This is a genomic window from Melioribacteraceae bacterium (assembly GCA_035362835.1).
Taxonomy (GTDB): domain Bacteria; phylum Bacteroidota; class Ignavibacteria; order Ignavibacteriales; family Melioribacteraceae; genus DSXH01.
The window spans coordinates 375,779-400,327 of the sequence record DAOSDY010000002.1 but is presented as its reverse complement, the minus strand read 5'-3'; the positions used below and the strand labels follow the sequence as shown (position 1 = coordinate 400,327).

22 protein-coding genes are annotated in these 24,549 nt (G+C 39.1%); 5 read left to right on the top strand and 17 right to left on the bottom strand.

The genetic code is table 11. From position 1 onward, the window contains the following. Positions 1 to 37 precede the first annotated feature (37 nt). The 14 genes from PLZ15_08925 to PLZ15_08860 form a co-directional block, all read right to left on the bottom strand. The gene (locus PLZ15_08925) at positions 38 to 1,171 is read right to left on the bottom strand and encodes a PLP-dependent aspartate aminotransferase family protein (protein HOI29866.1); all 1,134 of its coding nucleotides are present in this window, start codon (positions 1,169 to 1,171) and stop codon (positions 38 to 40) included. 49 nt (positions 1,172 to 1,220) lie between these two features. Continuing rightward, a complete protein-coding gene (locus PLZ15_08920) occupies positions 1,221 to 2,198 on the bottom strand; it encodes a cysteine synthase family protein (GenBank protein HOI29865.1) in 978 nt (325 codons plus the stop codon). 9 nt (positions 2,199 to 2,207) lie between these two features. Further along, on the bottom strand, positions 2,208 to 3,179 hold the full coding sequence (fmt, locus tag PLZ15_08915) for a methionyl-tRNA formyltransferase (protein HOI29864.1): 972 nt from the start codon (positions 3,177 to 3,179) through the stop codon (positions 2,208 to 2,210). Positions 3,180 to 3,218: 39 nt separating this feature from the next. Continuing rightward, positions 3,219 to 3,764, bottom strand: coding sequence for a peptide deformylase (gene def, locus PLZ15_08910; GenBank protein ID HOI29863.1), 546 nt, complete (start codon positions 3,762 to 3,764; stop codon positions 3,219 to 3,221). Between the two features lie 11 nt (positions 3,765 to 3,775). Beyond that, positions 3,776 to 4,669 carry a hypothetical protein gene (locus PLZ15_08905; protein ID HOI29862.1) on the bottom strand — a complete coding sequence of 298 codons (894 nt, stop codon included), beginning with the start codon at positions 4,667 to 4,669 and terminating at the stop codon, positions 3,776 to 3,778. Further along, on the bottom strand, positions 4,666 to 6,648 hold the full coding sequence (locus tag PLZ15_08900) for a M1 family metallopeptidase (protein HOI29861.1): 1,983 nt from the start codon (positions 6,646 to 6,648) through the stop codon (positions 4,666 to 4,668). The genes PLZ15_08905 and PLZ15_08900 overlap by 4 nt, the downstream gene beginning before the upstream one ends. Before the next feature lie 53 nt (positions 6,649 to 6,701). Continuing rightward, complete coding sequence (locus tag PLZ15_08895) at positions 6,702 to 7,643, bottom strand: NAD-dependent epimerase/dehydratase family protein (GenBank protein HOI29860.1); 942 nt, start codon at positions 7,641 to 7,643, stop codon at positions 6,702 to 6,704. Then, positions 7,636 to 10,020, bottom strand: a complete 2,385-nt coding sequence (locus tag PLZ15_08890; GenBank protein ID HOI29859.1) for a glucosamine-6-phosphate deaminase — start codon at positions 10,018 to 10,020, stop codon at positions 7,636 to 7,638. The genes PLZ15_08895 and PLZ15_08890 overlap by 8 nt, the downstream gene beginning before the upstream one ends. Before the next feature lie 23 nt (positions 10,021 to 10,043). Then, positions 10,044 to 10,916, bottom strand: coding sequence for a sugar phosphate nucleotidyltransferase (locus PLZ15_08885; protein ID HOI29858.1), 873 nt, complete (start codon positions 10,914 to 10,916; stop codon positions 10,044 to 10,046). Next, a complete protein-coding gene (locus PLZ15_08880) occupies positions 10,917 to 12,017 on the bottom strand; it encodes a galactokinase family protein (protein ID HOI29857.1) in 1,101 nt (366 codons plus the stop codon). It lies immediately after the preceding gene. A gap of 16 nt (positions 12,018 to 12,033) precedes the next feature. Then, positions 12,034 to 13,941, bottom strand: a complete 1,908-nt coding sequence (gene htpG / locus PLZ15_08875) for a molecular chaperone HtpG (protein HOI29856.1) — start codon at positions 13,939 to 13,941, stop codon at positions 12,034 to 12,036. 54 nt (positions 13,942 to 13,995) lie between these two features. Beyond that, positions 13,996 to 15,747, bottom strand: coding sequence for a glycoside hydrolase family 2 TIM barrel-domain containing protein (locus PLZ15_08870; GenBank protein HOI29855.1), 1,752 nt, complete (start codon positions 15,745 to 15,747; stop codon positions 13,996 to 13,998). A gap of 122 nt (positions 15,748 to 15,869) precedes the next feature. Further along, positions 15,870 to 16,037, bottom strand: coding sequence for a twin-arginine translocase TatA/TatE family subunit (locus PLZ15_08865; protein HOI29854.1), 168 nt, complete (start codon positions 16,035 to 16,037; stop codon positions 15,870 to 15,872). A gap of 58 nt (positions 16,038 to 16,095) precedes the next feature. Continuing rightward, positions 16,096 to 18,096, bottom strand: a complete 2,001-nt coding sequence (locus PLZ15_08860) for a hypothetical protein (GenBank protein ID HOI29853.1) — start codon at positions 18,094 to 18,096, stop codon at positions 16,096 to 16,098. Positions 18,097 to 18,195: 99 nt separating this feature from the next. Between PLZ15_08860 and PLZ15_08855 the strand changes: the two genes are divergently transcribed. Beyond that, positions 18,196 to 19,512 (top strand): MATE family efflux transporter, encoded by a 1,317-nt coding sequence (locus tag PLZ15_08855; GenBank protein ID HOI29852.1) that lies wholly within the window; start codon positions 18,196 to 18,198, stop codon positions 19,510 to 19,512. Positions 19,513 to 19,562: 50 nt separating this feature from the next. Continuing rightward, positions 19,563 to 20,453 (top strand): EamA family transporter, encoded by an 891-nt coding sequence (locus PLZ15_08850; protein HOI29851.1) that lies wholly within the window; start codon positions 19,563 to 19,565, stop codon positions 20,451 to 20,453. A 38-nt stretch (positions 20,454 to 20,491) separates the two neighbouring features. Here PLZ15_08850 and PLZ15_08845 read toward each other — a convergent pair whose 3' ends face one another. Genes PLZ15_08845 through PLZ15_08835 form a run of 3 tightly spaced genes read right to left on the bottom strand, consistent with a single transcriptional unit; the run spans position 20,492 to position 22,914 of the window. Further along, the gene (locus PLZ15_08845) at positions 20,492 to 21,415 is read right to left on the bottom strand and encodes a nuclear transport factor 2 family protein (GenBank protein HOI29850.1); all 924 of its coding nucleotides are present in this window, start codon (positions 21,413 to 21,415) and stop codon (positions 20,492 to 20,494) included. Continuing rightward, complete coding sequence (msrB, locus tag PLZ15_08840) at positions 21,405 to 21,935, bottom strand: peptide-methionine (R)-S-oxide reductase MsrB (GenBank protein HOI29849.1); 531 nt, start codon at positions 21,933 to 21,935, stop codon at positions 21,405 to 21,407. The genes PLZ15_08845 and msrB overlap by 11 nt, the downstream gene beginning before the upstream one ends. Positions 21,936 to 21,972: 37 nt before the next feature. Beyond that, entirely contained in the window at positions 21,973 to 22,914 is a 942-nt protein-coding gene (locus PLZ15_08835; GenBank protein ID HOI29848.1) for an SPOR domain-containing protein, read from the bottom strand. A gap of 170 nt (positions 22,915 to 23,084) precedes the next feature. On the opposite strand from PLZ15_08835, the gene ndhC reads away from it, so the two are divergent. From ndhC to PLZ15_08820, 3 genes are read left to right on the top strand one after another with little or no spacing between them, the layout of a single operon-like run. Further along, entirely contained in the window at positions 23,085 to 23,510 is a 426-nt protein-coding gene (ndhC, locus tag PLZ15_08830; protein HOI29847.1) for an NADH-quinone oxidoreductase subunit A, read from the top strand. Positions 23,511 to 23,512: 2 nt separating this feature from the next. Beyond that, a complete protein-coding gene (nuoB, locus tag PLZ15_08825) occupies positions 23,513 to 24,004 on the top strand; it encodes an NADH-quinone oxidoreductase subunit NuoB (GenBank protein HOI29846.1) in 492 nt (163 codons plus the stop codon). Then, positions 24,001 to 24,549: an NADH-quinone oxidoreductase subunit C gene (locus PLZ15_08820; protein HOI29845.1), complete on the top strand. Its 549-nt coding sequence runs from the start codon at positions 24,001 to 24,003 to the stop codon at positions 24,547 to 24,549. Before nuoB ends, PLZ15_08820 begins: the two co-directional genes overlap by 4 nt.

Below are 24,549 nucleotides of genomic sequence, written 5' to 3'. Positions count from 1 at the left end.
CTGATAGAATGGTCAAACAGAAAAAGGACTGAATGAATTATTTGAGCGCCTGTTCAATATCGGCAATTAAATCCTCAACATCTTCAATTCCGATCGAAAACCTTACAAGGCTATCGGTCAAACCGAACTTTTCCCTCTCCTCCTTTGGAACTGCGCCATGAGTCATAGTAGCAGGATGACAGATCAGACTCTCCACCCCTCCCAGACTTTCGGCGAGAGCAAATATCTTAACATTATTAAGGACTTTTTCGGCAATTCGGAAATCGCCGAAATCGACTGATATCATTCCGCCAAATCCTCTTGCCTGCTTAACGGCAAGCTTATGCTGCGGATGATCCGTAAGACCGGGATAGATTACTCTTTTTGCGTATGTTTTACCTGCAAGATACCGTGCAATCTCTATCGCGTTTGAATTGTGCTGTTCCATACGGAGTGCAAGTGTCTTAGTGGAACGTAATGTAAGCCAGCAATCGAATGGAGATGGTATTGCACCGAAAGAATTCTGAAGATAACGGAAACGTTCGTGAAGCTTATCGCTGTTTGTTAACAGGATTCCACCGACCACATCGCAATGGCCGTTAAGATATTTTGTTGTACTGTGCAATACTACATCGGCTCCAATCAAAAGAGGGTTCTGGAAGTATGGAGTCATAAACGTATTATCGACGACAAGAATCAGGTTGTGCGACCTGCAAATTTTGGAAGTAGCCTCAATATCGGTAAGATTAAGCATCGGATTTGTTGGAGTCTCTATATAGACAATTTTTGTATTCTTTTTAATCGCCTTCTCAATATTAGAAACATCAGCAGTATCTACCCACGAGAACTCGAGTCCGAAATCTTTCATGATCAATTCCATCATTCTGTAGACTCCGCCATACACATTATGCGACACAATCAGATGATCACCAGATTTTACAAGTCCGAGAATTGCCTGAACAGAAGCTAAACCAGATGAAAAAGCAACTCCATGTTTCCCTTTCTCCAATGCCGCAATATTTTTCTCAAGGGCCTGACGGGTAAAGTTGTGTGTCCTGCCGTATGTAAATCCTTTATTCTGTCCCAAAGCTTCCTGAGCATATGTTGAAGTCTGATAAATAGGAGTTGAGACAGCTCCAGTAGTCGGATCAGGAATTTGTCCTGCGTGAATAGCGTCAGTTTTAAAACCCATATAACAACCTCTATTTAATTAAAATATTTTTTGGGAACAGAATACTGTCTTACAAAAGATCATTTTTCATAATCCACTCGTCGTTATAAATTGTTGAAAAGTATTTATAACCCGAATCGCAGATTAAAGTTACAATGTTTGCTTCCCTGTCAATTTCTTTGGCAATCTGCATCGAAGCCCAGATATTAGCGCCGCTCGAGCCGCCAGCTAAAATGCCTTCTTCGAACGCGAGTTTCTTTGTCCATCCAATTGCTTTTTTATCAGTTACTTTCAGCATATCATCCATCAGGGCGAGTTGAGCGGTTTTGATCAGGAACTCATCGCCGATCCCTTCAATAAGATAGCGTGAAGCTTTTACCATTTTCTTATGTTTGAACCAATCGTAAAAAACTGAACCAACCGGATCAACACCAATCAATTTTATCCGAGGGTCTTTCTCTTTCAGATATTTACCGGCACCGAAAAGGGTTCCGCCAGTACCAACACCAACCACAAAATAATCGATTTTGCCATCCATCTGTTCCCATATTTCCGGCCCGGTTGTCATGTAATGGGATTCGTTGTTGTCTAGATTATTATGCTGATCTATATAGTAGAGTTTGGGATCGCTCTTAGCAAGATTTTCCGCATAATTGTTATAAGAATCCGGATGTTCAGGTGGAAGAGTTGAATCAACTTTAATAACATCGACACCGAGGACTTCCAGCATTTTAATTTTCTCTTTGCTTGTAGAATCTCTTATAACAATTTTCAATTTGTATCCTTTCTGACGGCAGACAATCGCCAGACCCATTGCAGTATTACCTGAAGAATTCTCAAGTATCGTATCGCCGGGTTTAAGTTTCCCTTCCCGTTCCCCTTTTTCAATCATATACCTTGCAATACGGTCCTTGATACTTCCGCCTGGATTCATAAATTCCATTTTGGCCCAGATAGTTGCTTTAAGACCTTTGGAAATATTACCCAGTTTAACAAGAGGTGTTTGGCCGATCGCATCAACAATACTGTCGTAACGGATTTTTCTCATTTTATATCCTTATGTTTTTATCGGCAGCGGGAATCGGTATCCTCTCAGGAATTCTTCTGCGGTCATCCGTTTACGTCCTTCCGGCTGAAGTTCGAGTACCTGAATAATTCCACTGCCCGTTTCAAAATAAATTTCTTTTTTTGTCTGATATACTATGATCTCCGAATTATCACCCTGAAGGCTGCTTACACTTATAGAAATAGTATTTTCTTTTTCGATTCCGGAAGTATCAGCAACCAGTCCGGTTTTAAATATTTTAATGATCGAACCGTTATGAATAAAAAACGCACCGGGTAAAGGAGATAATCCTCTAACAAGATTATGAATTTCAATTCCGCTTTTATTCCATTGGATTTCGCAAGTCTCCTTTACAATTTTAGGTGCAGGAGTTGAAATTTCGTTCTCCTGCTTTCTGGTTACAACTTCTCCGGATTCAATCAGATTTACAGTTTTAAGCAACAGGTCGGCGCCGGTAATCATCATTTTATCGTGGAGAGTTCCGAAATCGTCATTGTCTTCAATCGGTACCGATTTCTGAAGAAGAATATTTCCGGTATCAACTTTGTCCTCAAGAAAAAAAGTTGTAAGTCCGGTTTCTTTATCACCCTGAATAATAGACCACTGAATAGGCGCAGCGCCACGGTATTTCGGCAGCAATGATCCGTGCAGATTTATCGAACCGTATTCCGGAATTGTATAAAGTTCTTTGGGAAGAATCCTAAACGCAACAACCACAAAGAGGTCGGGTTTAAGATTTCTCATTTCGGTCAGGAAATCCTCGTCATTAAGGCGAACGGGCGTATAAACTTTCAAATTACTGGACAGAGCAAATTTTTTCAGCGGAGTTGAAGAGATATCTCTTCCTCTTCCGCGCTCTTTATCAGGTGCAGAGACAACAGCAAGGACAGAATGATTGCTTTCTAACAATATCTGAAGCGAGGGGATAGCAAAATCCGGCGTACCCATAAAAATAATTTTCACAATTACTCCGGACCTTTTAAAAAGGGAATGACGTGCTTATTAAAGTCGGGTGATCGGGTAATCAATTTCCACTTCCCTGCTCTTTATTAGTTTCAGCTCATCCTGAAGCCGGGATTTTATTTCTTCTGAAACACGGTCGGGTATCATCTTACCTATCAGGTGGTCATACTCGTGAAGTATAACACGGGCAAAGAAATCATCGGCCTCAATTTCAACTTCCTCTTCATCCGTATTCAGATATCGGACTTTAATCTTTTCGGGTCTTTCAACATCCGCTCTCAAGTTCGGCAGACTGAGGCATCCCTCTTCAATAACAACTTTTTCATCCGAATAGAGAAGAATTTCAGGATTTATAAAAACGACCGGCTTGAATTTTTCATACCCTTCAACACCTTTTAAATCGACTATGAAGACAGAATTATTAATTCCAACCTGATTGGCTGCGAGTCCCACTCCCCTTGCATTCTTCATAGTTTCCAGCATATTTTTTATCTGGACAATCAGATCATCAGTTACCGCACGAACAGGCTGAGTTTTCTGTTTTAATATTTTGTCTCCGTATACTGTAATAGGTAGTATTGCCATCAATTAATTCCTTAATGAGTTTCAGCGTCAATTATAACTGCACTAAGATCTTTAAAAAGATAAACTTCTGTTGCAGAGAAGAGCATTCTAACAAGCAACCGAAAAATAATCAACATTTGCTGAAGAAGAAAGGAAAGCAGAAGCATATAATAAGGAGTTCTCGGTATTGCCTTTCCGAGAATGTTATAAACAGCAACACCGACGGCACCAATAACCGAAACAATTAAAAACGATATAAAAACTACTGTAAAATTCTTTTTAATAAATTTAATTGCGTTATACATTTCCATCAGTATTTTTGTCCTGTCGTTAACCGCCAGCGCTACTTTAGAATAATCCGAGATTATTGCAACAACTCCTATAAAAAATACCAGCAGAACATATCTTAATCCGAAGAAGACGAATTCAAGACGAATATTCTCCGAATTCCTGAAGACAAGATGAATCAATTGTCCGAGGTAATCGATTGCAACAAATGCAAAGACATAGAAAGCTAAGGAAACGAGTGTAACTTTTAAGAATCTGAAAAAATACTTAACGCCGCCGTAGAAGAAATCGACGATATGATTTTTTTCGGGGATATGAAATATGGAAATCATTCCGCCTAGAAAGAAAGTCTGAAGCATCGTATAGATTCCGACTACTGTATAGATGCTTAAAGGAAGCTGGTCAAAATTTATTCTGTAAATATTCTGGAACTGAATAAACCACATATAATCGAATTGAAGGGCGAGTTTATCGCTCAGAAGCGACCTGCCCAGATTATCCATCAGAATATTCAATATCGGTACGGTAAGAACAATAGCGGACAAAGCATTGAAGACCCAGATAAGCAGCACCAGAACCGAATTATGAAATACGGACCTGGAGCCGAGCACTATAATATTTTTTATATACCCAATCATCCTATACTTCCGAGAATCATTAGAGCATTCTGCACCCAGAAAAAGACTCTTAAAGCAAGCGACCAAGAAGCCCATACACGGGAATCAACCGTATATGAATTATTTGCAAAGTTTATATCGAGCAGGTTTTTTCTTAGCGGATCGATTTCTGCGGCAATCACATTATGATTTGTCTTAAACCGGAATACTTTCCAGCGTTCGCGGCCGTCCCATTTAACTTTTAGTGTTTCTTTATCGGTATATACGTAGATATCGTTTTTAAATACTCCGTCGCACAATCTCTCTACAAGCACATCATATTCGTTATCAGATTTTTTTTCAACCGATGTCACACGGTAATCGAAAACTTTCGACGAATTAAAAAGTTCATCAAAAAACCATTCGATCTCTTCGCCGGAAATCTCACGTACCGAGTTAAAAAAATCATTTGTAGCAGGATGACGGAACTTAAAACGTTCATAATAATGTCTAATAATTTTCATCATCCTGTCGTAACCGAGATACCTTTCGAGAGTATGAAGAACCAGTTCCGGCTTGCTGTAAGAATTAACCGCATATGAAATGCGCGAAGGCTGCTTGTAGGAAGTATCGGTTATTGCACCGAGAGTAAGATTTCTATAGTAAGAGATAAGACTTTGAGTCCCTTCGGGTACCGGGATTTCAGCAAGAGTATAAATGATCGGTATTTCTTTGTATGCAAAGAATTCAATTCCGTACACGGGTATGTAAGATGCTAATTTGAAAGTATTTAAAATTTCCGGATAAAATTTAAATATGATTTTGGTAGCAAAGTAGGAAGCGAATCCTTCATCCAGCCAGGCCTCATAGACTTCGTTATTAGCTAATATACCTTGAAAGTACTGATGAGAGAATTCATGAGCTACGAGGTATTCCGGCCATCCGGTAGCACGCGGAGAAAATAATTCGGCACTAACTGTAAAGAGCGTTGGGTACTCCATTCCGCCGGAGTTCCCGGATCTGGGAACATCAACAAGTGTGATATTCTTATAAGGATATGGTCCAATATTCTCCTCAAAGAATGACAAACAGTTCTTAACGGCGTCAATATATCGCTCAAAATATTTTTCCCTCTCAGGTTGAACAAACGCCTGAACTAGTAATTCCGATCCGTCTTTTCTAACATAGATTGAATTCCGCTGAAGTATGTCGTCTGTTGCAAGCCATACAAAGTCGTGAACCCCATTCTGAACAAATTTATATTCTATCCTTCCGTTCTTGTCAGTCTTTCCAGTCTCGACACCCGTGGATGCTACTTTATAAGAAGCAGGCACATTGATTCTGGCCGAATAATTTCCGAAATCCGAATAGAAATTAAGGTAAGGATAATAAGGGCTACAGACCCATTTCCCTTTTTCGAAGACTCCGACTTTAGGAAACCATTGAGAGACAAAAGAGAAATTTCTTCCACGGGCATATCCGAATCTTTTAACAGCATGCGGAATCTTAAGCGAATATTCGAAATAGATGAGGCATGAATCCCCCGGTTGAACAGGGTCTTTTAGAATTGTTCTGGCTACAGTACTGTCGTTTTTATTTTCAATTTCCGGATGAATGAATTCCAGATCAGCTTTTGAATCGTTAATTGTAAAAAGATCTATTGCAATTTCAGTTCTGGAATCAGGTGAACTTAAATTATATCCACCGGCAAAATGAGTCCCTTCACTTTTATAAGCGTTGGGATAGAGATGGAATTGAATTTCCCCCGCAGGAGTTTGAGTGTTATTTCTCCAGATTATTTTTTCTTTAACATGTATCTTCTTATTAATCTCGTCATAAACAATATCAAAATCGTAATCGGCAACTGAATTAATAAAAGAGGCTTGTGAGTTTAACAGTCCGTTTTTATATAAATTTTTCTGGTCGGTTAATGATGTAGATACTAGGACACTTTCACCCTGCGAGATGTAAATAAAAAGTGAAAGTAGAATTAGCAGAGAAACGATTAAGAGCTTTTTCATGATTTTAAGTTATGAAATATGAAAGCATATCGCAATTTCTCGAAGCGATCTGATTACTGCCCCCTTTTATTAATATAATATTCAATAGTTTTTCCTAATCCATCTGCAAGATCAGATTGCGGAGAGAAACCTAAGTCCATTTTAGTCTCATCAATCGAAGCAAGACTGTGTTTTATATCTCCGGCTCTTTCATCCCGGAATTCAATTTCGCTACTGCTTCCTGTGATTCTAATTATTGTATCGGCAATTTGAAGAATTGAAACAGCACAACCGGACGCAACGTTGAAAACACCGTTCACATTCTTATTAGTTGCTGCAATTACATTAGCGTTAACAACATCCTTCACAAAAATAAAATCCCGGGTCTGGGTTCCGTCGCCGTAAATAATTACCGGTTCATTTTTTAATGCCCGGCTTATAAAGATCGGAACCGCTGCCGCATACTGACTTTTAGGATCCTGCCTCGGACCGAATACGTTAAAATACCTGAGTGAAACTGCACCGAGTCCATGAAGGTCGTGGAAACTTTTAAGATGCTCTTCCCCTTCCAGTTTTGTTGAACCGTATGGAGACTTAGGTCCGGTTTTAGTTGAGATTCTTTTTGGAGATTCAGGATTATCACCGTAAACTGCAGCTGAACTGCTGAAAACAATTTTCTTAATACCAAATTCCTTGGATCCGTCGAGTACATTCAAAAGGCCGTTAATATTTATGTCGTAGCATTCCTCCGGTTTTTCGATCGATTCAGGAACGGAAACGAAAGCGGCCAGATGATGAACATAATCCGCATTCCTTAATACATCAAAGACAAGCTTCCGGTCCGTAATACTTCCTTTATGAAAAACGGCATCGGGGAATAGTTGAACATTCGAAAGGAATCCGGTTCTTAAATTATCTATAATATGAACCTCCGCGCCCGCACCGAGCCAGTATTCGACTATATGACTTCCAATAAATCCCGCGCCGCCTGTAACAACAACTTTAGTATCAGCCATCTATCAGATCCCGTTTGTAATTATTGATCTCGGTAAGTTTTTTCAGTTCTATCGATTTTGTATAGAACTCGTTTAAGGGAAGCTCCAGGAGATAGATCATTCCGTGGGCAGCACGAACTCTTGGAACCGGATGATTCATAAAGAAATCCTTTCCAAGACAGAGCCGGACAGTCTGATACTGTTCCGACTGAATTTTTTGAACGAGCCGGCTGAAAGGTCCGTCGTATTCAAAACTCGGGAAGCTTGCATCGCGTTGAGAGCCGTAACTGTTCATAAAAATATTTTCAAGAATTGCGAAAGAATTGAGACTAACTGGTATAAACATATTAGCTTCTGCCGGATGGAACCGGTTCCATACATTTCTGTAGCACCAGATTTTAAGTTGTGAAATATCGGTTTCATTCCCATAAACTTTTAAAGCTTCAGTAATAGTCTGAAGTACTTTGTAGTGAGTATCGGGGCCGCTTCCTTCAGGATCGAGGGCAACTGTCAATATTGTCGGTTTTACTTTTCTTAAAAGATTTACGAAAGGCATAATATCCCGTTCTATTTCAGGATTCTCGGTAAATATTTCACCCTGATAAAATCCAAGGCGCAGATGCGATACGCTCTCGCTGCTGAAACCGAAATAAGCCCATACAATTTCCTCTTCAAACTCGCGCAGCATTCCTTTTAATTTCTGTACGGCCGGAATATCTTTTTTACCAGGATATTGAGTTCTAAAATAATCGATCAGTTCATCAATTCTTACTTTAATTACATTCAGGTTAGCCTGACCGTATACTTCAATAACATTTCTTAACAATCTTCTGCTGGATGCCTCTGTCTTCATAGTTCTGCTGTGAGCCGCAAGTCCGTCGAGATAGAGATTAACATCCTTGTCCGAGCCGTATCTGTTTGCCGGATCGAAATAATTCATATTAAATAATTTCTCAATACCATCGCTGTCAACGTATTCCTTAAGGGCCTCAACCATTTTTAACATGTATGAATTAGTAACCGCCGTAAAACCGCTGGTTAGAGTTGTAAAGTGATGACGGTTCGATGCATTTCTTACAAGATGAATTATATAAGGCAGATATCCAAGCATTATATCATCGTGATGGGGCGCCGTATGAAGAATAGTTTCATTTTCAATACCCGAGATTCCCTTATTAAATTTCTCGAGCGAATTTTCAAATATCATTCTGTTAGTTTCTTCAGAATTTTTGTATCTGCTGTTCAGAATCAATCCGCCGAATTTATCGTTCCTGTAATCTTCATCCGAAAGGTCTTTCACTTCTTTCTGTTTATCAACTGCGAGATTAATAACCGCCCTTTCAATCGAGCGATTTGAAAGAGGAGATTCTTTGGCAAAATCTGCAAACCTTCTTTCACGCAAACGGAGGGCAGCTCCGTTTGTTATGTAAAAACGGGCATTCTTTAATTTTTGTAAAACAGTTGCCGGATATTTGTTAGTAAATGAATTTTCTACAGAGTCTCTTACAATATTGGATTTCGCTTCACCCGCAGCGATTATTATGGCTGTAGCTTCTTCATTGTAAGTAATTGTATCGAGTCCGATGGTAATTGTATGAATTGACCGGGCAATCTCCATACCGCCTAGATCTACGGAAGAAGCAGCCTGTGTTTCGTAATTTGTTTGTGTAAATCGCGTAGTAGAGAAATGATCGCTCCCCTGAATATTAAAACCGATATGCCCGTCGGGGCCGATACCACCCAGGAAGAATCCGATGCCCCCAAGTTCTCTAATCCGCCGCTCATAATCCGTGCAGAATTCGTCCACTATCTCAATTGTTCTTTTTTGAAGTCTCTCCTGACGTGAACTGGCCCATCTTGTGCGGAGTCCGAGGTCTACTTTTTTATCGGGGAATATTTTATCAAGAGGAAGATTATCAGCAGTCCCGATTTCATTCACATTTATCAGGAGTGCTTTGGATTGATCGAGTCCGAGATTCTCGAAATAAAATTTCTGAAGGAAAAAATAGAAGCTGTTATGCTGATGCGAATCGATCGGGTAGAATTCATCTATCTGAACAAAATGAAGACCCTTCATGTCGGGTCTCACGGAAGTATCTACTCCGGATTTTTTCAATTCGGCTTTTACACCCGGCTGATCCCAGTTCTTCAGATAATAACCGACCATCGAGATGAAATGCTCTGGCGTTTTACCGGTAGGGAGCGAAATTACTCCGCCGGGATTCTTCTGAATCCATTCAATAAAACGTAATGCCGTTAATCTTCCAAGTTCGTAAAAGTTCTGTGTCTGGATTACCGGGATTTTTTCGGTCGGTTCGTAGATAAATTCCTTACCAGAAAGTTTAAGAAAATAATTTTCTACGGGAGAGATGTAATCAATGTTAAGTTTATGATACATAGTTAAACCGGAGGAAATAGTTTTTATTTAGTTAGATTTTTTCCGAATTGATCTTCTAAAAATTTCTTGACAACCGGTATATCATTCTTGCTTGAGAGATCCGGCACATACTCCCTTCTCCTGTAAGCATAAAACGATCCGGGGAATTTTTCTATGAGCAATCTGATAGCCGTTGGGATCTCTTTTTCATTTCTTTCCGGATTGACCGGCGTATTAATTAAGAACGGAAGAATCATATCATAGTCGAATCGGAAAATATTCATGCTAACGCCTACAAACCCGTCCTTTCTTAAAACCGATTCAAACAAATCTGCCGGTGGTTTTTCAATTATCCCGGTAAGGAAATTATCATCGTCCTTCAATGTAATTGCAAACTTCCCGATTCGTTCTTTATCGAAACCAAGTCCTTCACTTTCATAATCGATCATTGAATTCGTATATGGAGAATTTAGAAGTATTTTGAACGACTCAACCGAATAAAGATTGTCGCTGTTGCACATTGTAAATTTTTTCCCTTTCCAGTCGGGTCTTGACAAGCATGCATGATAGAGTGCATCGGCTGTTCCCATCGGCTTCTCCCTACCCGGAGGAATTGGCTGATAAGCAAAACTGATATTTATTTCCGGAAATTCATAACGGGATTCTGGATCCTTGTAATAATTAATGATCGATGTATCCTTCTCATTAACAACTATAACAACATCATTGTAACCTGATCTGGAGATATTCATTAGTAAAAAGTCGAGAAACGGTTTATTACCCGAACCTAACCTGATCATCGATTTTGACTTATTGTCGGAATCACTGAGAAGATTTTTATCAATATCCAATACTCCGGAGGGAGGATTTTTCATCCGGGAGGAAATTCCGCCTGCAAGTATCACAATTCTTGGCATTTACAAAATTCCTGTAATATTTTCTGAACGCGTTCCTTCATCAACATAAACAATATAAGAATCAGGCGCTATTATTCTAACAGCTTCTAAAACCTTTTCAGGATTAAAAGGCGCATAAGCAAACATACATCCGCCTCCGCCCGATCCGTTTATCTTACATCCTAAAGCACCGGCGTCCAGTGCGGTGTTTATCATTCTGTCAATTTTTTCAGTAGAAATTTTTAAATCGTTTCTTAAGACTGCCTGATGCCTGTTTAACAATTTTCCGAGAAGCGAATGATCGATACTCTCTGATTTAAGAACCTTAAATGCCTGTTCTGTAATAACTCTGTTAGTAATCGTCCCATTAAGAAGATTCATTTCATCGTGAGTAAGATCTTTTTCGTATATACTCAAATCCTCCGGGCTGATATTCCTTAGGTCAAATTCAGGATACCTTTCTTTCAGACCGGAAATAATTCTAATTACACCCTGTTTAACACGGGCAAGAATTCCGGTAGTGTCTTTCGGTTCTTCAGAATTCCCAAGTATAAACGCGCTATCAAGAGGTTTAATTTTTTCAATCCTGATAAAGGGGTCTGAACTTAAATGGATTATCCCGCCTATGGCGGTTGAATAGTGATCCATCATTCCGCCCGGTTCAGAGAATTCGAGCACTTCCGATTTGTATGCCAGCTCAGCAATTTTTTCGGCCGGAAGAATCTGTTTCTGATCGCTTATTCGAGAAAGAAAATTTATCCAGGCGACAATCAGAGCAGAGGAACTAGATGTACCGGTATTAATAGGGATTTCCCCTTTAACCGTGCAATTAATTCCGCCGGTGAAAGTAAAACCTGCACGTTGCAGAATATTCAGAGCACTCCGAAGGTAATCTCTTTCTTTTAAGTAGGGAATTTCCGGAATAATTTGAAACCGGTCCTCTTCATTAATATCGGGCAGTTGGATGCGGACCAGGTCTTCATTAATGCGTTTGCCTTCGACTGCAACTCTCTTTGAGATCGCAGCAGCAATTACAGGAAGCTTTAGATAATCCTGGTGTTCTCCGAACAGGCAGATCCTACCGGGAGTCGAGATTTTTATTATGCTGTCGGGACCTTCCAAAATTATCGGTGCCTCATCAAATATTTTTTACTTTACAATACCATTCGCTCGATTCTTCGAGCAGAAGATTCATTCTACGTATAAGTTCATGAGGATCATCCAGATTCCCTTCCTGCAGAAGAGATGATTCGTAAAGATGTTCTGTTACCTTATTCAAATATTCATCATCAGCGCTTGTTTTATACACTTTAAGAAGATTCCGCACGAGTTTATGATTGGGATTTATTTCCATTATTTTTTTCTGTGAACCAACATTCTGATTTGCCATTTTCATTATCTTGTGCATTGCTGCTGAAATGTCGTCCTCACCCGATATCAAACATGCGGCGCTATCGACAAGTCGTTTGGATTCTCTTACTTCAACCACTTTATCACCGAGAATCAATTTCATTTTTGATAAGAGACTGCTGAAATGTTTTGTGTCATCGCCGGACAATTTTTCGAAATTATCAGCATCCCCGGTTTTATTCTCGAACTTTTCAAGTTTTTGAAGGTCTGCATTAACGACTGATTTAAAATCATATTCTTTATACTTCCTTATCGATGAGACAACAAACTCGTCAACAGGATCGAACATAAAAAGAACCTCCAGACCTTTCTTCTTGAATATTTCGAAATGGGGATCAATTAAGATAGCCTCGCGGTTAGTACCACTTATATAATAAATTTCCTTCTGATCCTGTTTCATCCTTGAGACATACTCTTCTAGCGAAGTTAAATCCTCTTTGCCGGCAGACGAAGACGAATTGAAACGGATCAGCTCATTATACTTTTCGTGATTTGCAAAGTCTGTATAACCGAGTTTAAAAATCCTGCCATGTTCTTTCCAGAATTTGATGTATCCTTCCCTGTCGTTTTTAGCTTTGTCGATGAGGAAACCTAGCACGGTTGATGTTACACTCGAAGAGATTTTTGAGAAGACAATATTCTCCTGTAAAGTTTCCCTTGATATATTCAGCGGAAGATCCTCGGAATCGACAACACCTTTTATAAAACTTAAATACTCCGGAAGAAGATCCTTATTCTTATGCTGAATAAGAACTCGCCGGACATAGAGATCGAGTCCGTAATTCTCCCGGTCCATCCAGAAGAATTCAAAGCTTTTAGAAGGAATAAACAAGAGAGCGTTGAACTGAATGGGCGCATCAACCGATTTGTGGATTGTATCCATCGGTTCTTCGTTATCATAAGTTAGGAATTTATAGAATTCCTTGTATTGATCTTTGGTAACAGAGGATTTCGGTTCACGCCAGAGCGCAGAAATGGTATTTATTTTTTCACCGCCCAGAAATACCGGGAAAGAAATAAAACTAGAATGTTTTTTTATTATCTGTTCCAGTTTCCATTTACCTGCATATTCGGCGGCATCCTCTTTTAATTCAATCTCAATTTGTGTCCCCCTCTTAACGGTTTCATCAGTTCCGGAGATTTCATAATCGCCGAGTCCATCCGACTTCCATATAACAGCGGGTTCGTCATTTTTAAATGATTTTGTTTTAAGAACAACTTCTTTTGCAACCATAAAAACTGAATAGAAGCCGACTCCGAATTTCCCGATAATATTGTTCGCATCAGTTTTGGTTTCCGCGACGAGACGAATAAATTCCTCGGTTCCCGATTTAGCAATCGTTCCGATGTTTGCGATTACTTCGTCTCTTGTCATTCCGATACCTGTATCGGAAATAATAATCTTTTTATTCTTCTCATCGAAATCGATTCTGATTTCCATTGGAAGATCGCTATCGATAATCTGAGTACCCCTGTTCGATTCGAACCTGAGTTTATCGAGTGCGTCTGATCCGTTCGAGATCAATTCGCGCAGAAATATTTCCCGGCTGGTATAAAGTGAATGAACGAGTATATCTAAAAGCTTTTTTACTTCCGCTTTGAATTCATATTTTGTTGAGTGAATGTTATCCGACATATTGCCTCCATTGATCATTTATGATATTCATCAAAGAGTTAAAAAAAGAAAATGTTATTTGACAACTTCATAAAGTTTCCGGATTGCATCTCTTACAGTTCCGGCACCCATTTTATCTACTTTGCGATCGTAAGTAAGAAGTCCGTTCACTTCAATCTCTACGTCGGTGGTCTGAGTATAAATTGCAGCGGATAATCCCTTCCTGATTAATTCAGGGAACCGATCGATAAGAGAAATGAAAGAATTTCTTAAATCATCACTATTATTAAAACTTCTGTAACCCCAATTATCCTTATCCCTCCAAGTATGATTTTCTACCGGAAGGCCAAGCCCGCCGAATTCTCCAAGGGCAAGCGCTCTGTTATCTTTTTTATCTTCCGGCATTGATGGCCCTGGATAATCGTGCTTATCCTGAATATCGCCTGCACCGTAGAAATCGCTCCACCCGCTCGGTCCGTCCAATAATCGGTAAGGATCGAAGTGCTTTATCCAGTTGATTACCGAAATTGTATTGAATTGTCCCCACCCCTCATTGAAAGGAACCCAGACAATAATTGATGGATAATTGTATAATTGGTCGATCATTGATTTCAATTCTTTTTCAAACTGGTATTCAGATTGAGCGATACGTTTGATCTCATTATTATCACCGGAAGAAGCATAAGAATCACCGCTTGGCATATCCTGCCAAACCAGCATTCCAAGCCGGTCGCAATGATAATAATATCTTTCAGGTTCAACCTTAACATGTTTACGGATCAGATTGAATCCGTATTGCTTAAGCTTTTCAATGTCGTAAAAAAGAGCCTCGTCGGTAGGAGCTGTATAGAGCCCGTCCGGCCACCATCCCTGATCAAGAGTACCGAACTGAAATAAAAATTTATTGTTAAGATAGAGACGGGGAATTCCCTGCGGATCTTTTGTTACAGATATTTTCCTCATAGCGAAATAAGAATCGACCTGATCGATTGTATTCCCATTCCTCATAAGACTGATTTTTAGTTTATAGAGAAACGGATTATCCGGCGACCAGAGTTTTGGATTTTCAATTTGCAGGGTCATCAAATCGCTGAAATAGAATTTCTCGCGGAAGATCTCCTTTGCGCCGTTAACGGCTATAAGTTCAACCTCGTCATTATCCTGAATCCCTTCATAAATTAAATTTACCCAGAGAATTTTTTCATCGATATCAGGAATCAGTTTCAGGCTTCTTATATATGTGGTGTTAACCGGTTCAATCCAAACTGTCTGCCAGATCCCGGTAACCGAAGTATACCAGATTCCACCCGGTTTGTTTACCTGTTTGCCTCTCGGTTGAAATCCGTCGTTAGATGGATCCCAGACTGAAAGAATTATCTCCTGTCCGCTGTTTCCGGTTAGAAAATCAGTAATGTCGAAACTGAATGAATCGTATCCACCGCGATGAGAGCCTACAAACTTTTTATTTATATAGATTTCTGTTTCCCAATCGACAGCGCCGAAGTGAAGAATAATCCGTTTCCCCTTCCAGCTATCAGGAATATCGAAAATTTTTCTGTACCAGAGTAGATTCTCCTTACCGACAGTTTTTTTTACGCCTGACAAAGCTGATTCAATCGGGAACGGTACAAGAATTTTCGAATCAAATAATTCAGGTAAAATAAGATGTTTTGAGCGGATGGTATAATCCCACAGACCGTTTAGATTTTTCCATTCGCTTCTTTCCATTTGCGGGCGCGGATATTCGGGCAGCGGTGATTCAGGATTTAATTTTTCTCCCCATTGTGTGATGATCGGATTCTTTGCCGGTTTCCAATTCTGACTCATTAACGGTGAGAAAAAAAGAACAATAAAAAAAAATACTAAACCAGTTTTATAAAAAGGTTGCATGACTGCCTCAGGCGGAAATTTATTAATGCAGATATTGAAAGCCGGGACAAAAACTTAATTTATTCTTTCTCTTTCTCCTCATTATTATCTTCGCCGCGCAATCCTTTCTTGAATTGTTTTACTCCCTGACCAATACCTTTCATCAATTCAGGAATTTTTTTACCGCCGAAGAGGAGAATTAAAACAAGTACTATTAAAATTATTTCAGTTGCGCCAAAGTTTCCCACAGATTAATTCCTTTTTTGTTGCACAAATATACAAATTTCCGGTTAATCGGATTCCATTTTAATTATCAATATATGATGCCGGCACCGCATCTTTTGAGTATTTATTGATAATCCTTTTCTGCTCGAGGAATAATTTTTCATTACCTCTAATGCCGTATATCCTCATCATATAAAAACGGGCGATGATATTCAATGGATCCTTAGAGACTGAAGATTCAAATAAACGCAGACTATTTCCCAGGTCACCCGAATGATAAAAAGTTAATCCTCTAACAGCATCCAGGTCAGAAATACGCACCGGACAAAGCAACTCGGCTTCATCGCATTTATCCAGTACCTGTTTTGCAAGTTCGAAATTTCTGTTTTCAACCATTTCAAGAAATAGTGTATATGCCTCGATGTAAGGTTTTACAAATTTCACATTGCACACGGAATTATCGATCAGTAAAGGTGTATCTCTCCGTGTAAAAACCGGCAGGAGCTGATTCATTTCACCTGAGTAAAAAAGCTGCACATAATAATTGGTATAAAACCCGGGCTGTACAAAAAGCGCACACTCGGCAAATGCTGTCGGCTTGGCACCTGCAGGGAAAATTATGTAGTCGGGTTTCCGTTTTAAAACGTATTCTGCATTGTATCTTCTTTCTTTCCAGAGTACCGGCAGCTCGTCATCAATACCTTTTACTTCCAGTGGATTATGTGCAATATACCGATCGGTTAGGCCGACAATATCAATAATAGTTGCCCCCGAATAGAATGATAAAGCACCGATAGTAGAAAGTGCAACTGCAATACCGCCGGGTTTTGTCCCCCTTTCATATTCAACTTTTTTCAACCATTCAGCATAAACACTCATTTTCCTTACCAGGCCTACTTCATACGAACGCTTTGTCTCCATTTCTGTTTTGTTTCTTTTAAAGTTCAGAATACCGGTCAATAATAAAAACATAATAAAGAGAATCATCAGGGTATTCTTAAGAAATCCGTTTCTGATCGTTCCGCCGATTCGGTATAATGTAATAGTTGCGAAAATAAACACAACCGGAATGACTGGCAGTATGAATCTGTCAACCGGCAATACATCACCACCTATTAGTGCAATAAAAACGAAATGCATAAATATAAAGTAGAGATAGAATTTTGTAACCGACGAAAGATTTTGTTTCAAAAAGTTAAGTGCGGGAAGGATTAAAAGTATCCCGTAGAAAAAAGTATTGCCAATACCCGATACAACATAGTCTACTCCCCTGCTTAAATATTCTCCAGTAAAACCTGTTTTGGCGTAAAAAGTATTCGGGAAAAGATAGCCGTAATAAGTGATCCTGAAAATCAAATAGATAAGTACCGGGAAAGAATAAAGAAGTATCACCTTACCGGACTTGGAGTTTATAAGACGGGACAACAATTTTTTATCGGTTGGACTATAAGGAATTTTCCTCATTACAGAAAAAGACATGATCAGTAAAAAAATCAGGAATCCTTCCGGACGTGTTAGAGAATTCAGCACAGATACGATTACAAAGACAGGATCGGCTGTTTCATTATTACCCGTAAGGAAACGATGCAAAGAAACCATCGTTAGAAGAACGAACAAAGAAGTTTCCATTCCGCTTACACCCCAATAGATCATTGGAGTTGATTGAGAAAGTAAAAAAGCAGGAATGAGAGAATAAATGTTTCTATATATAGAGTTGCCGCTTTCCGGTAAATATCTTTTCATCAGTGATTTTGTGAATAAGAAGGTATAGATCAGGACAATAAATGAGAAAATAATTGAAAGTAACTGAGTAAGTGTGACCAGGGTTACTTCAAAAGAAACGAGGTTAGAGATATACTTCAGTTTTGCAATTAACAACAGCCATAAAAAATTTGTATAGCCCTCAACCTTTTCACCATCATTAAAAACCAATCCCTTTCCGTCCAGAAAATTTTCTACATATCTAAGCGTAATAAATGCATCATCCTGAATGAATTCTGTATTGCTCATTCTTGAATAAAATAGAATTGTGATCAGCAGAAGCAGAAGAAGAGAAAATATTTTAGTCCATTTGGTATTCATTAATTATGAATTTCGTTTACAGTAGTGTAAATTTTGCCAATTGATTATTCAATATATTTATTTTTTGTGAAAACCTACGGCCGGCATATAAAAGAAACCATGAAGCTTGCTCTTCCAATTTCATTGGGGCAGCTTGGCCATATTATGATGGGAGTAGTCGACAGTCTAATGGTGGGTAAAATCGGTTCTGCGCCATTAGCGGCCGCATCTCTTGTAAACGGACTCTTCTTTTTAATTCTGGTACTGGGATTCGGGATGACTTTTGCAATAGCGCCTCTTATAGCTATTTCGAAAGGCGAAAAGAATCTCGCTCGTTGCGGTGTAATTCTGAATCACGGCCTATTTGTGAATTCGATTTTTTCAATAATTCTGATGATACTTGTTTTTCTATTGAGTTATTTAATCCCCGTATTGAATCAGCCTGATGATGTAACGGTTCTGGCAAAGTCCTATTTACAGATACTTTCATTATCAATAATTCCCTTCGTACTTTTTGCATGCTACAGACAGTTTTTAGAAGGGTTATCAATTCCTAATCCGCCAATGATAATTGCCATTGCTGCTAACATATTAAATGCATTTTTGAACTGGGTTTTTATTTACGGCAATCTCGGTTTTACATCTATGGGGCTAGACGGTGCCGGATACGCAACAACACTTACGAGATGGGTAATGACGGTGGCCCTCTTTTTTGTCGTAATAAAAAGCAGCCGGTTAAAAATTTATAATCCCGTCCCGGATTTCAGGAATCTTGATGATAAACTGATCAGGAAGATAATGAGCATCGGTCTGCCGAGCGGGCTTCAGTATTTTCTTGAGGTTGCAGCATTTTCATTCGCAACTATTATGGTCGGATGGCTCGGTAAAATTCCTTTAGCTGCCAACCAGATTGCTTTGAACCTGGCGTCAATTTCTTATATGGTCATCCTGGGCATTTCATTCGCCGGGACTGTAAGAGTAGGAGAAGAATTCGGAGCGCGAAGCAGCGAAGGAGTACGGAGAGCCGGATTCTCGGCAATCGGATTTGCTTCCGCAATAATGTTCACATCCGGAGTGATCTTTATACTATTCAGAGGACTCATTCCGCAACTTTATATAAAAGAGAAAGAGGTTATAGAAATAGCATCGGGGTTATTAATCATTGCAGCGCTTTTCCAGGTTTCGGATGGATTGCAGGCCACAGGCATAGGTGTTTTACGCGGAATAACAGACGTAAAAGTACCTCTCTATGTAAGCTTCGCATCTTACTGGCTTCTCGGGATTCCGACAGGGTACCTGTTCGGATTTGTATTGGGATACGGTGCAATCGGTGTCTGGATCGGATCATTCACCGGGCTTACGTGTCTCGGGCTGTTTTTATTATTCAGATTCAATTTTAAAACGAGAAAAATTAATTTGTCCGATAAATTAAATTAGAAAACGATTATTTTAGGTCGCTCTTAAAATTATTTTATGAAAGAAACTTTATGGGAAGATTAGCACCGTTATTCATTATTATTGCAGCAAGCTTGTGGGGTGTAGACGGAATTGTTTTACGTCCTTCTCTATATAACCTGCCCGTTCCGCTGGTAGTTCTGGTTGAGAGCGCAATTGTCGCACTTCTGCTTACACCGGTATTCAAAAATCAATTTTCAAAAATCGGCTTACTCGACAGGAAGGATCTCTTTTCATTTTTTCTTGTTGCTCTGTTTGGCGGAGCTATAGGAACAATGTCTATAACAAAAGCCCTCTTCTATGTAAATTTTGTGAACCTCTCAGTAGTGATTTTGATTCAGAAACTCCAGCCGGTATTTGCCCTAATACTTGCTTCCATAATTTTAAGAGAAAAGCTGCCGAAAGAATTTTTTATATGGGCCGGATTTGCAATAGGAGGAGCGTATTTAATGACTTTCGGATTAACAGTGCCGAATCTTAGCACAGGGGATAAAACAGTAATTGCTGCCGGACTTTCATTAATAGCTGCATTCAGTTTCGGTTCATCTACCGTATTCAGCAAGAGAGCCCTCAGGAATGTCGGATTTGAACTGGGGACATATCTCAGATTTCTTTTTTCAGCAATAATAATGCTTGTTGTTGCTTCACTATTCGGCGGAATTTCAGAGATTACTACCATATCAGGTTCGCAATGGCTTATCTTTTTACTTATCGCATTTACCACAGGAGGCGCTGCCATCTTTCTCTACTATTACGGCCTGAAAAAAGTGACTGCTTCGGTAGCAACGATATGCGAACTTGCATTCCCATTAACAGCCGTGATTCTGGAATATTTTATTTACGGGAATATACTGGACCCTGTTCAGTGGTTAGGTGTTGTAATTCTGATTTTTAGTATTATAAAAGTCTCATCCATAAAATAATTTTGAATATCTGAATGTTTTAAATAGCTGAGAAGAGATTAAGGCAAGGGGCTGATAACCTCAATTAAAATTTTCCATTTACCGGAAGTATTCCTCCAGATTCTAAAGTAATTGTATTTTTTTATTTTCTCGCCGGCAGTCTCAGCAGTTTGCATTAATCCATAAACATAGCCAAAATCGCCTGCGGAAGAAATATTACCATCATTTTGCTCAAAAGAGAATTTTTCGTTTTCGTTTTTCAGATAATCAGTAATATTCTTTAATCCGATCACAGGAATAATACCATCTCTTAAGAGCCGAGTATCGTCATCAACATAATCTCGGTATACTTCTATTGCTTCTGAATTCTGCAGAATAAAATTAAACTCCCTATCAATTCCGAAAATGACCTCTTTAACAGTTACACCTGTGCTCAGGGTGTCAGCTCCGGTAAATTCACTTTTTACGGGTTCCAGTTTGTTTTCGATGCTTTCCGGTTTACCGTTTGAATTACCGGCATCAATCAGGAATCTCCATTTCCCGTCATCCTGTAATTTCCAGACAGTCGCAAAATTTCCGTACCAGACAGGTTCAGAATTCTTATCCCGTCTGAAATCTGCCGGACCGGTAGTGCAACCGATATCACCGGATTTCGAAATGAATGCATAAGAAGGATACCAGCTTAATAATCCTTCACTCTTTTTCTGATTAAGCAGAAATCTCTTACCGTTTACCGGCGCTGGACGGAATAAAATCCCGTCATCTGCAATGAACGATAAAAATGCATCCCGTGTACCGGATTCTGCAGCCGTGGATGCAAATTCATATTCCGTTCTGATCATCTGACTCAACCTGTCTGCGTATTTTTTTTGAGCCTCGATTTCTGATATTGCAAATATCATTATAAAAAGAGCCAGCAAATTCATCTTCAAACAGTTAATTAATGTTTTCAAATTTTTGTAAACACCATTATTATTTATCATCAGCACTTTTTTCGAACTTTATAGAAACTGAATTAATACAATAACGTTGTCCTGTGGGCCTTGGACCGTCATCAAAAAGATGACCGAGATGACCTCCGCATTTACTGCACATTACTTCGGTCCGGTGCATGGCAAAACTGAAATCGTCTTTAAGAATAATATTTTCATTATTTACAACATCATTAAAACTCGGCCATCCGCACCCGGCATCGAACTTGGTCTCCGAGCTGAAAAGTTCCTGACCGCATCCGGCACAGCTGTATTTTCCCTTTCCATTAAAATCCCAGTATTTACCAGTGAAGGGCCTCTCGGTTCCTTTTTCTCTTAATACATGGAATTCCTCACGTGTAAGAGAATCTTTCCAATCTTTTTCCGATTTATTAATCTTCACTTTTTTATCACTTCCCTTCTTATGACTTTGTTGATTTTTAATAGATTGAGCAGCCTGAATTTCATACATAAAAAACGAAACAATGAGAACGAATAAAATGAATTTTTGCGTGTCAATTATTTTTTTCATAATGGGAATATCTGAAATAAATTTTCCGATTTTGAACTTATCTCAAGCTTCTCTGATATTTTTCAGCTTCCTCAGCCGAAGAAAAATAGCCGATTCGGACCCGGTACCATGTACCGCCCCGGTTGGCAATATAGGCTTCTGCAATGAAAGCATTATGGCCGGCATTCGAGAGACGCTTAACTTCAGTTTCCGCTTGCTGCTTATTCCTCCACGATGAAACCTGGAAACAGTATTTTGACCCGTCAGTAAATATTGTACCGCGATAAACTTTTTCGTTAGCAGGATTATAAGTCCCATCATTTTTCGGTTCGGGTTCTTTCTGTCTTACTGTTTGATTTGCTTTTGTTACTCCGGCAGGATTGGATTCTTCGGACAATTTCTTATCAATGAATTTGTCTGTGAGAATCTCTCTTTGCGGCCTGTTATCGTTCTCAGATTCATTTTTAACTTCAGGTGTTTTAGGTTTTTCGGACTGATCTGATTTTGTTTTTGAATAGGGTTTTTCTTTTTTGTTCGAAGCATTTTCAGCTGCCGCGGCTACCTGCTTTCTTGATACAACTTCTGTACACTTATTAAAAATCGAACTAATCACATTACTTGAATCAATCGGCATCCCAAAAAGGGCTGTATTGATTGAGCGGCCGGGTGACGAAGATTCTCCCAGAATTTTCCATTGCTTATCATAGTATAAAGTTCCTATAACGGTATACTTTCTGGTCTCTGCATCAAAAACCAACTGAGTCTTGACGGAGGATGCTTCCTTTTTAAGCTGTTCAAAATATTGAGGAGATTTGTAGATAGACAAGCCGAGTGCGGAGATCTGCTTTTCAATCTGCTTTATGTTGGATGTATCGACAAATACAAACTGTTCCGGCAATTCGAGGACCTTTTCCCAGTTATTATTTGGCGCCTGGCTGTAAGTAGCAATCGGGACAATTAATAAAATGATTATCAAATATTTAAGATTCATTTTTAGCATTTTTTTCCTGAAAACAATTTACTAAAAGGGATTGAATTCTTAAATGCATTAAAAAAATTTTTATCATTCGATTTTTTTAAAAGTAGTCGAAAAAATTAGCCGGTTAAAAGAAGAATTCTTGACAATCGTACTTGGAAGTATTATTTTGACCGCAACTTTTTTGAAAGGTCATGCTTACAGAATTCGGAAAAATTCTAATATTTATAATACTAGCAATAGTATTTGTAATTATTACCCTTTTTATCAACAAACTTGTAAGACCAAACAGGCCTACATACGAAAAACAGAAAGTCTATGAATGCGGCGAGAATCCTGAAGGCTCTCCATGGGTAAAATTCAATATCCGGTTTTATGTTGTTGCACTCATCTTCCTGATATTCGACGTTGAAGTCGTACTCCTCTTTCCATGGGCTCTAACATATAAAGAATTCGGTGTTTACGGATTTATTGTCGGTCTGATTTTCCTTTTAATTCTTGGTCTTGGAATGGCTTACGAATGGAGAAAGGGTGACCTCGAATGGGCACGTCCCGAACCAAAAGCACCTCAGCTAGACGAATTATTAAAATCCAAATCCGATAACCAAAACCAGAATTAAATATGGGTTTACTCGATAAAGAATTCTCCGACGGTAACATAGTAATAGCAAAAGTAGATGATTTGTTTAATTGGGCACGCCTTTCCTCAGTCTGGCAGTTAGGATTCGGCCTCGCATGCTGCGCTATTGAAATGATGGCAACCTCTATGTCCCATTACGATTTCGACCGATTCGGAGTGATTCCAAGAAATACACCGCGTCAGGCCGATGCAATTATTATTTCGGGTACAGTGACTTTAAAGATGGCCCTCCGTATTAAAAGACTATATGAACAGATGCCCGATCCAAAGTATATTATTTCAATGGGAAGCTGCGCCAATTGCGGCGGCCCTTACTGGGAGCATGGATATCACGTTCTAAAGGGGATTGATCGCGTGATCCCGGTTGATGTTTATGTACCGGGCTGCCCTCCAAGACCGGAAGCATTACTCGAAGGTCTTCTTAAACTCCAGGAAAAAATTAGAAACGAATCATTAAGAAAAAAATCAGCATGAAATCTCCAGACGAAATATTTAATCTCTTAAAACAGGAATTCAGTGATTCTGTACTTTCTTTGGATAAGGAGACTCCTGTTGACCCGGTAATAACGGTAGATCCTTTCAAAATTCAGATTGTCGGTAAATTCCTGCGCGAAAATCCTGAATTAAGTTTCGATAGCTTAATGTGCCTTTCCGGAGTTGACGACGCAAATGGCACTAAAGTAAAAGATGCCGAAGGTACTGAAATACTTGAAGGCGGAACAATGAGCGTTTATTATCATCTTCATTCGGTATTGCATAAACATAAGATTACATTAAAAACTGTTACACAACGAAATAATCCCGAGATTGAATCGGTTGAAAACGTCTGGAAAAGTGCGAACTGGCACGAAAGAGAAGCATTCGACCTGCTCGGAATAAAATTCCTTAATCATCCTGATCTAAGAAGAATACTGATGCCCTATGATTGGGATCAATTCACTGAAGAAATCAGCAGACATCCATTAAGAAAAGATTATAAGAATCCTGAATTTTATCAGGGAATGAAGGTACCTTATTAG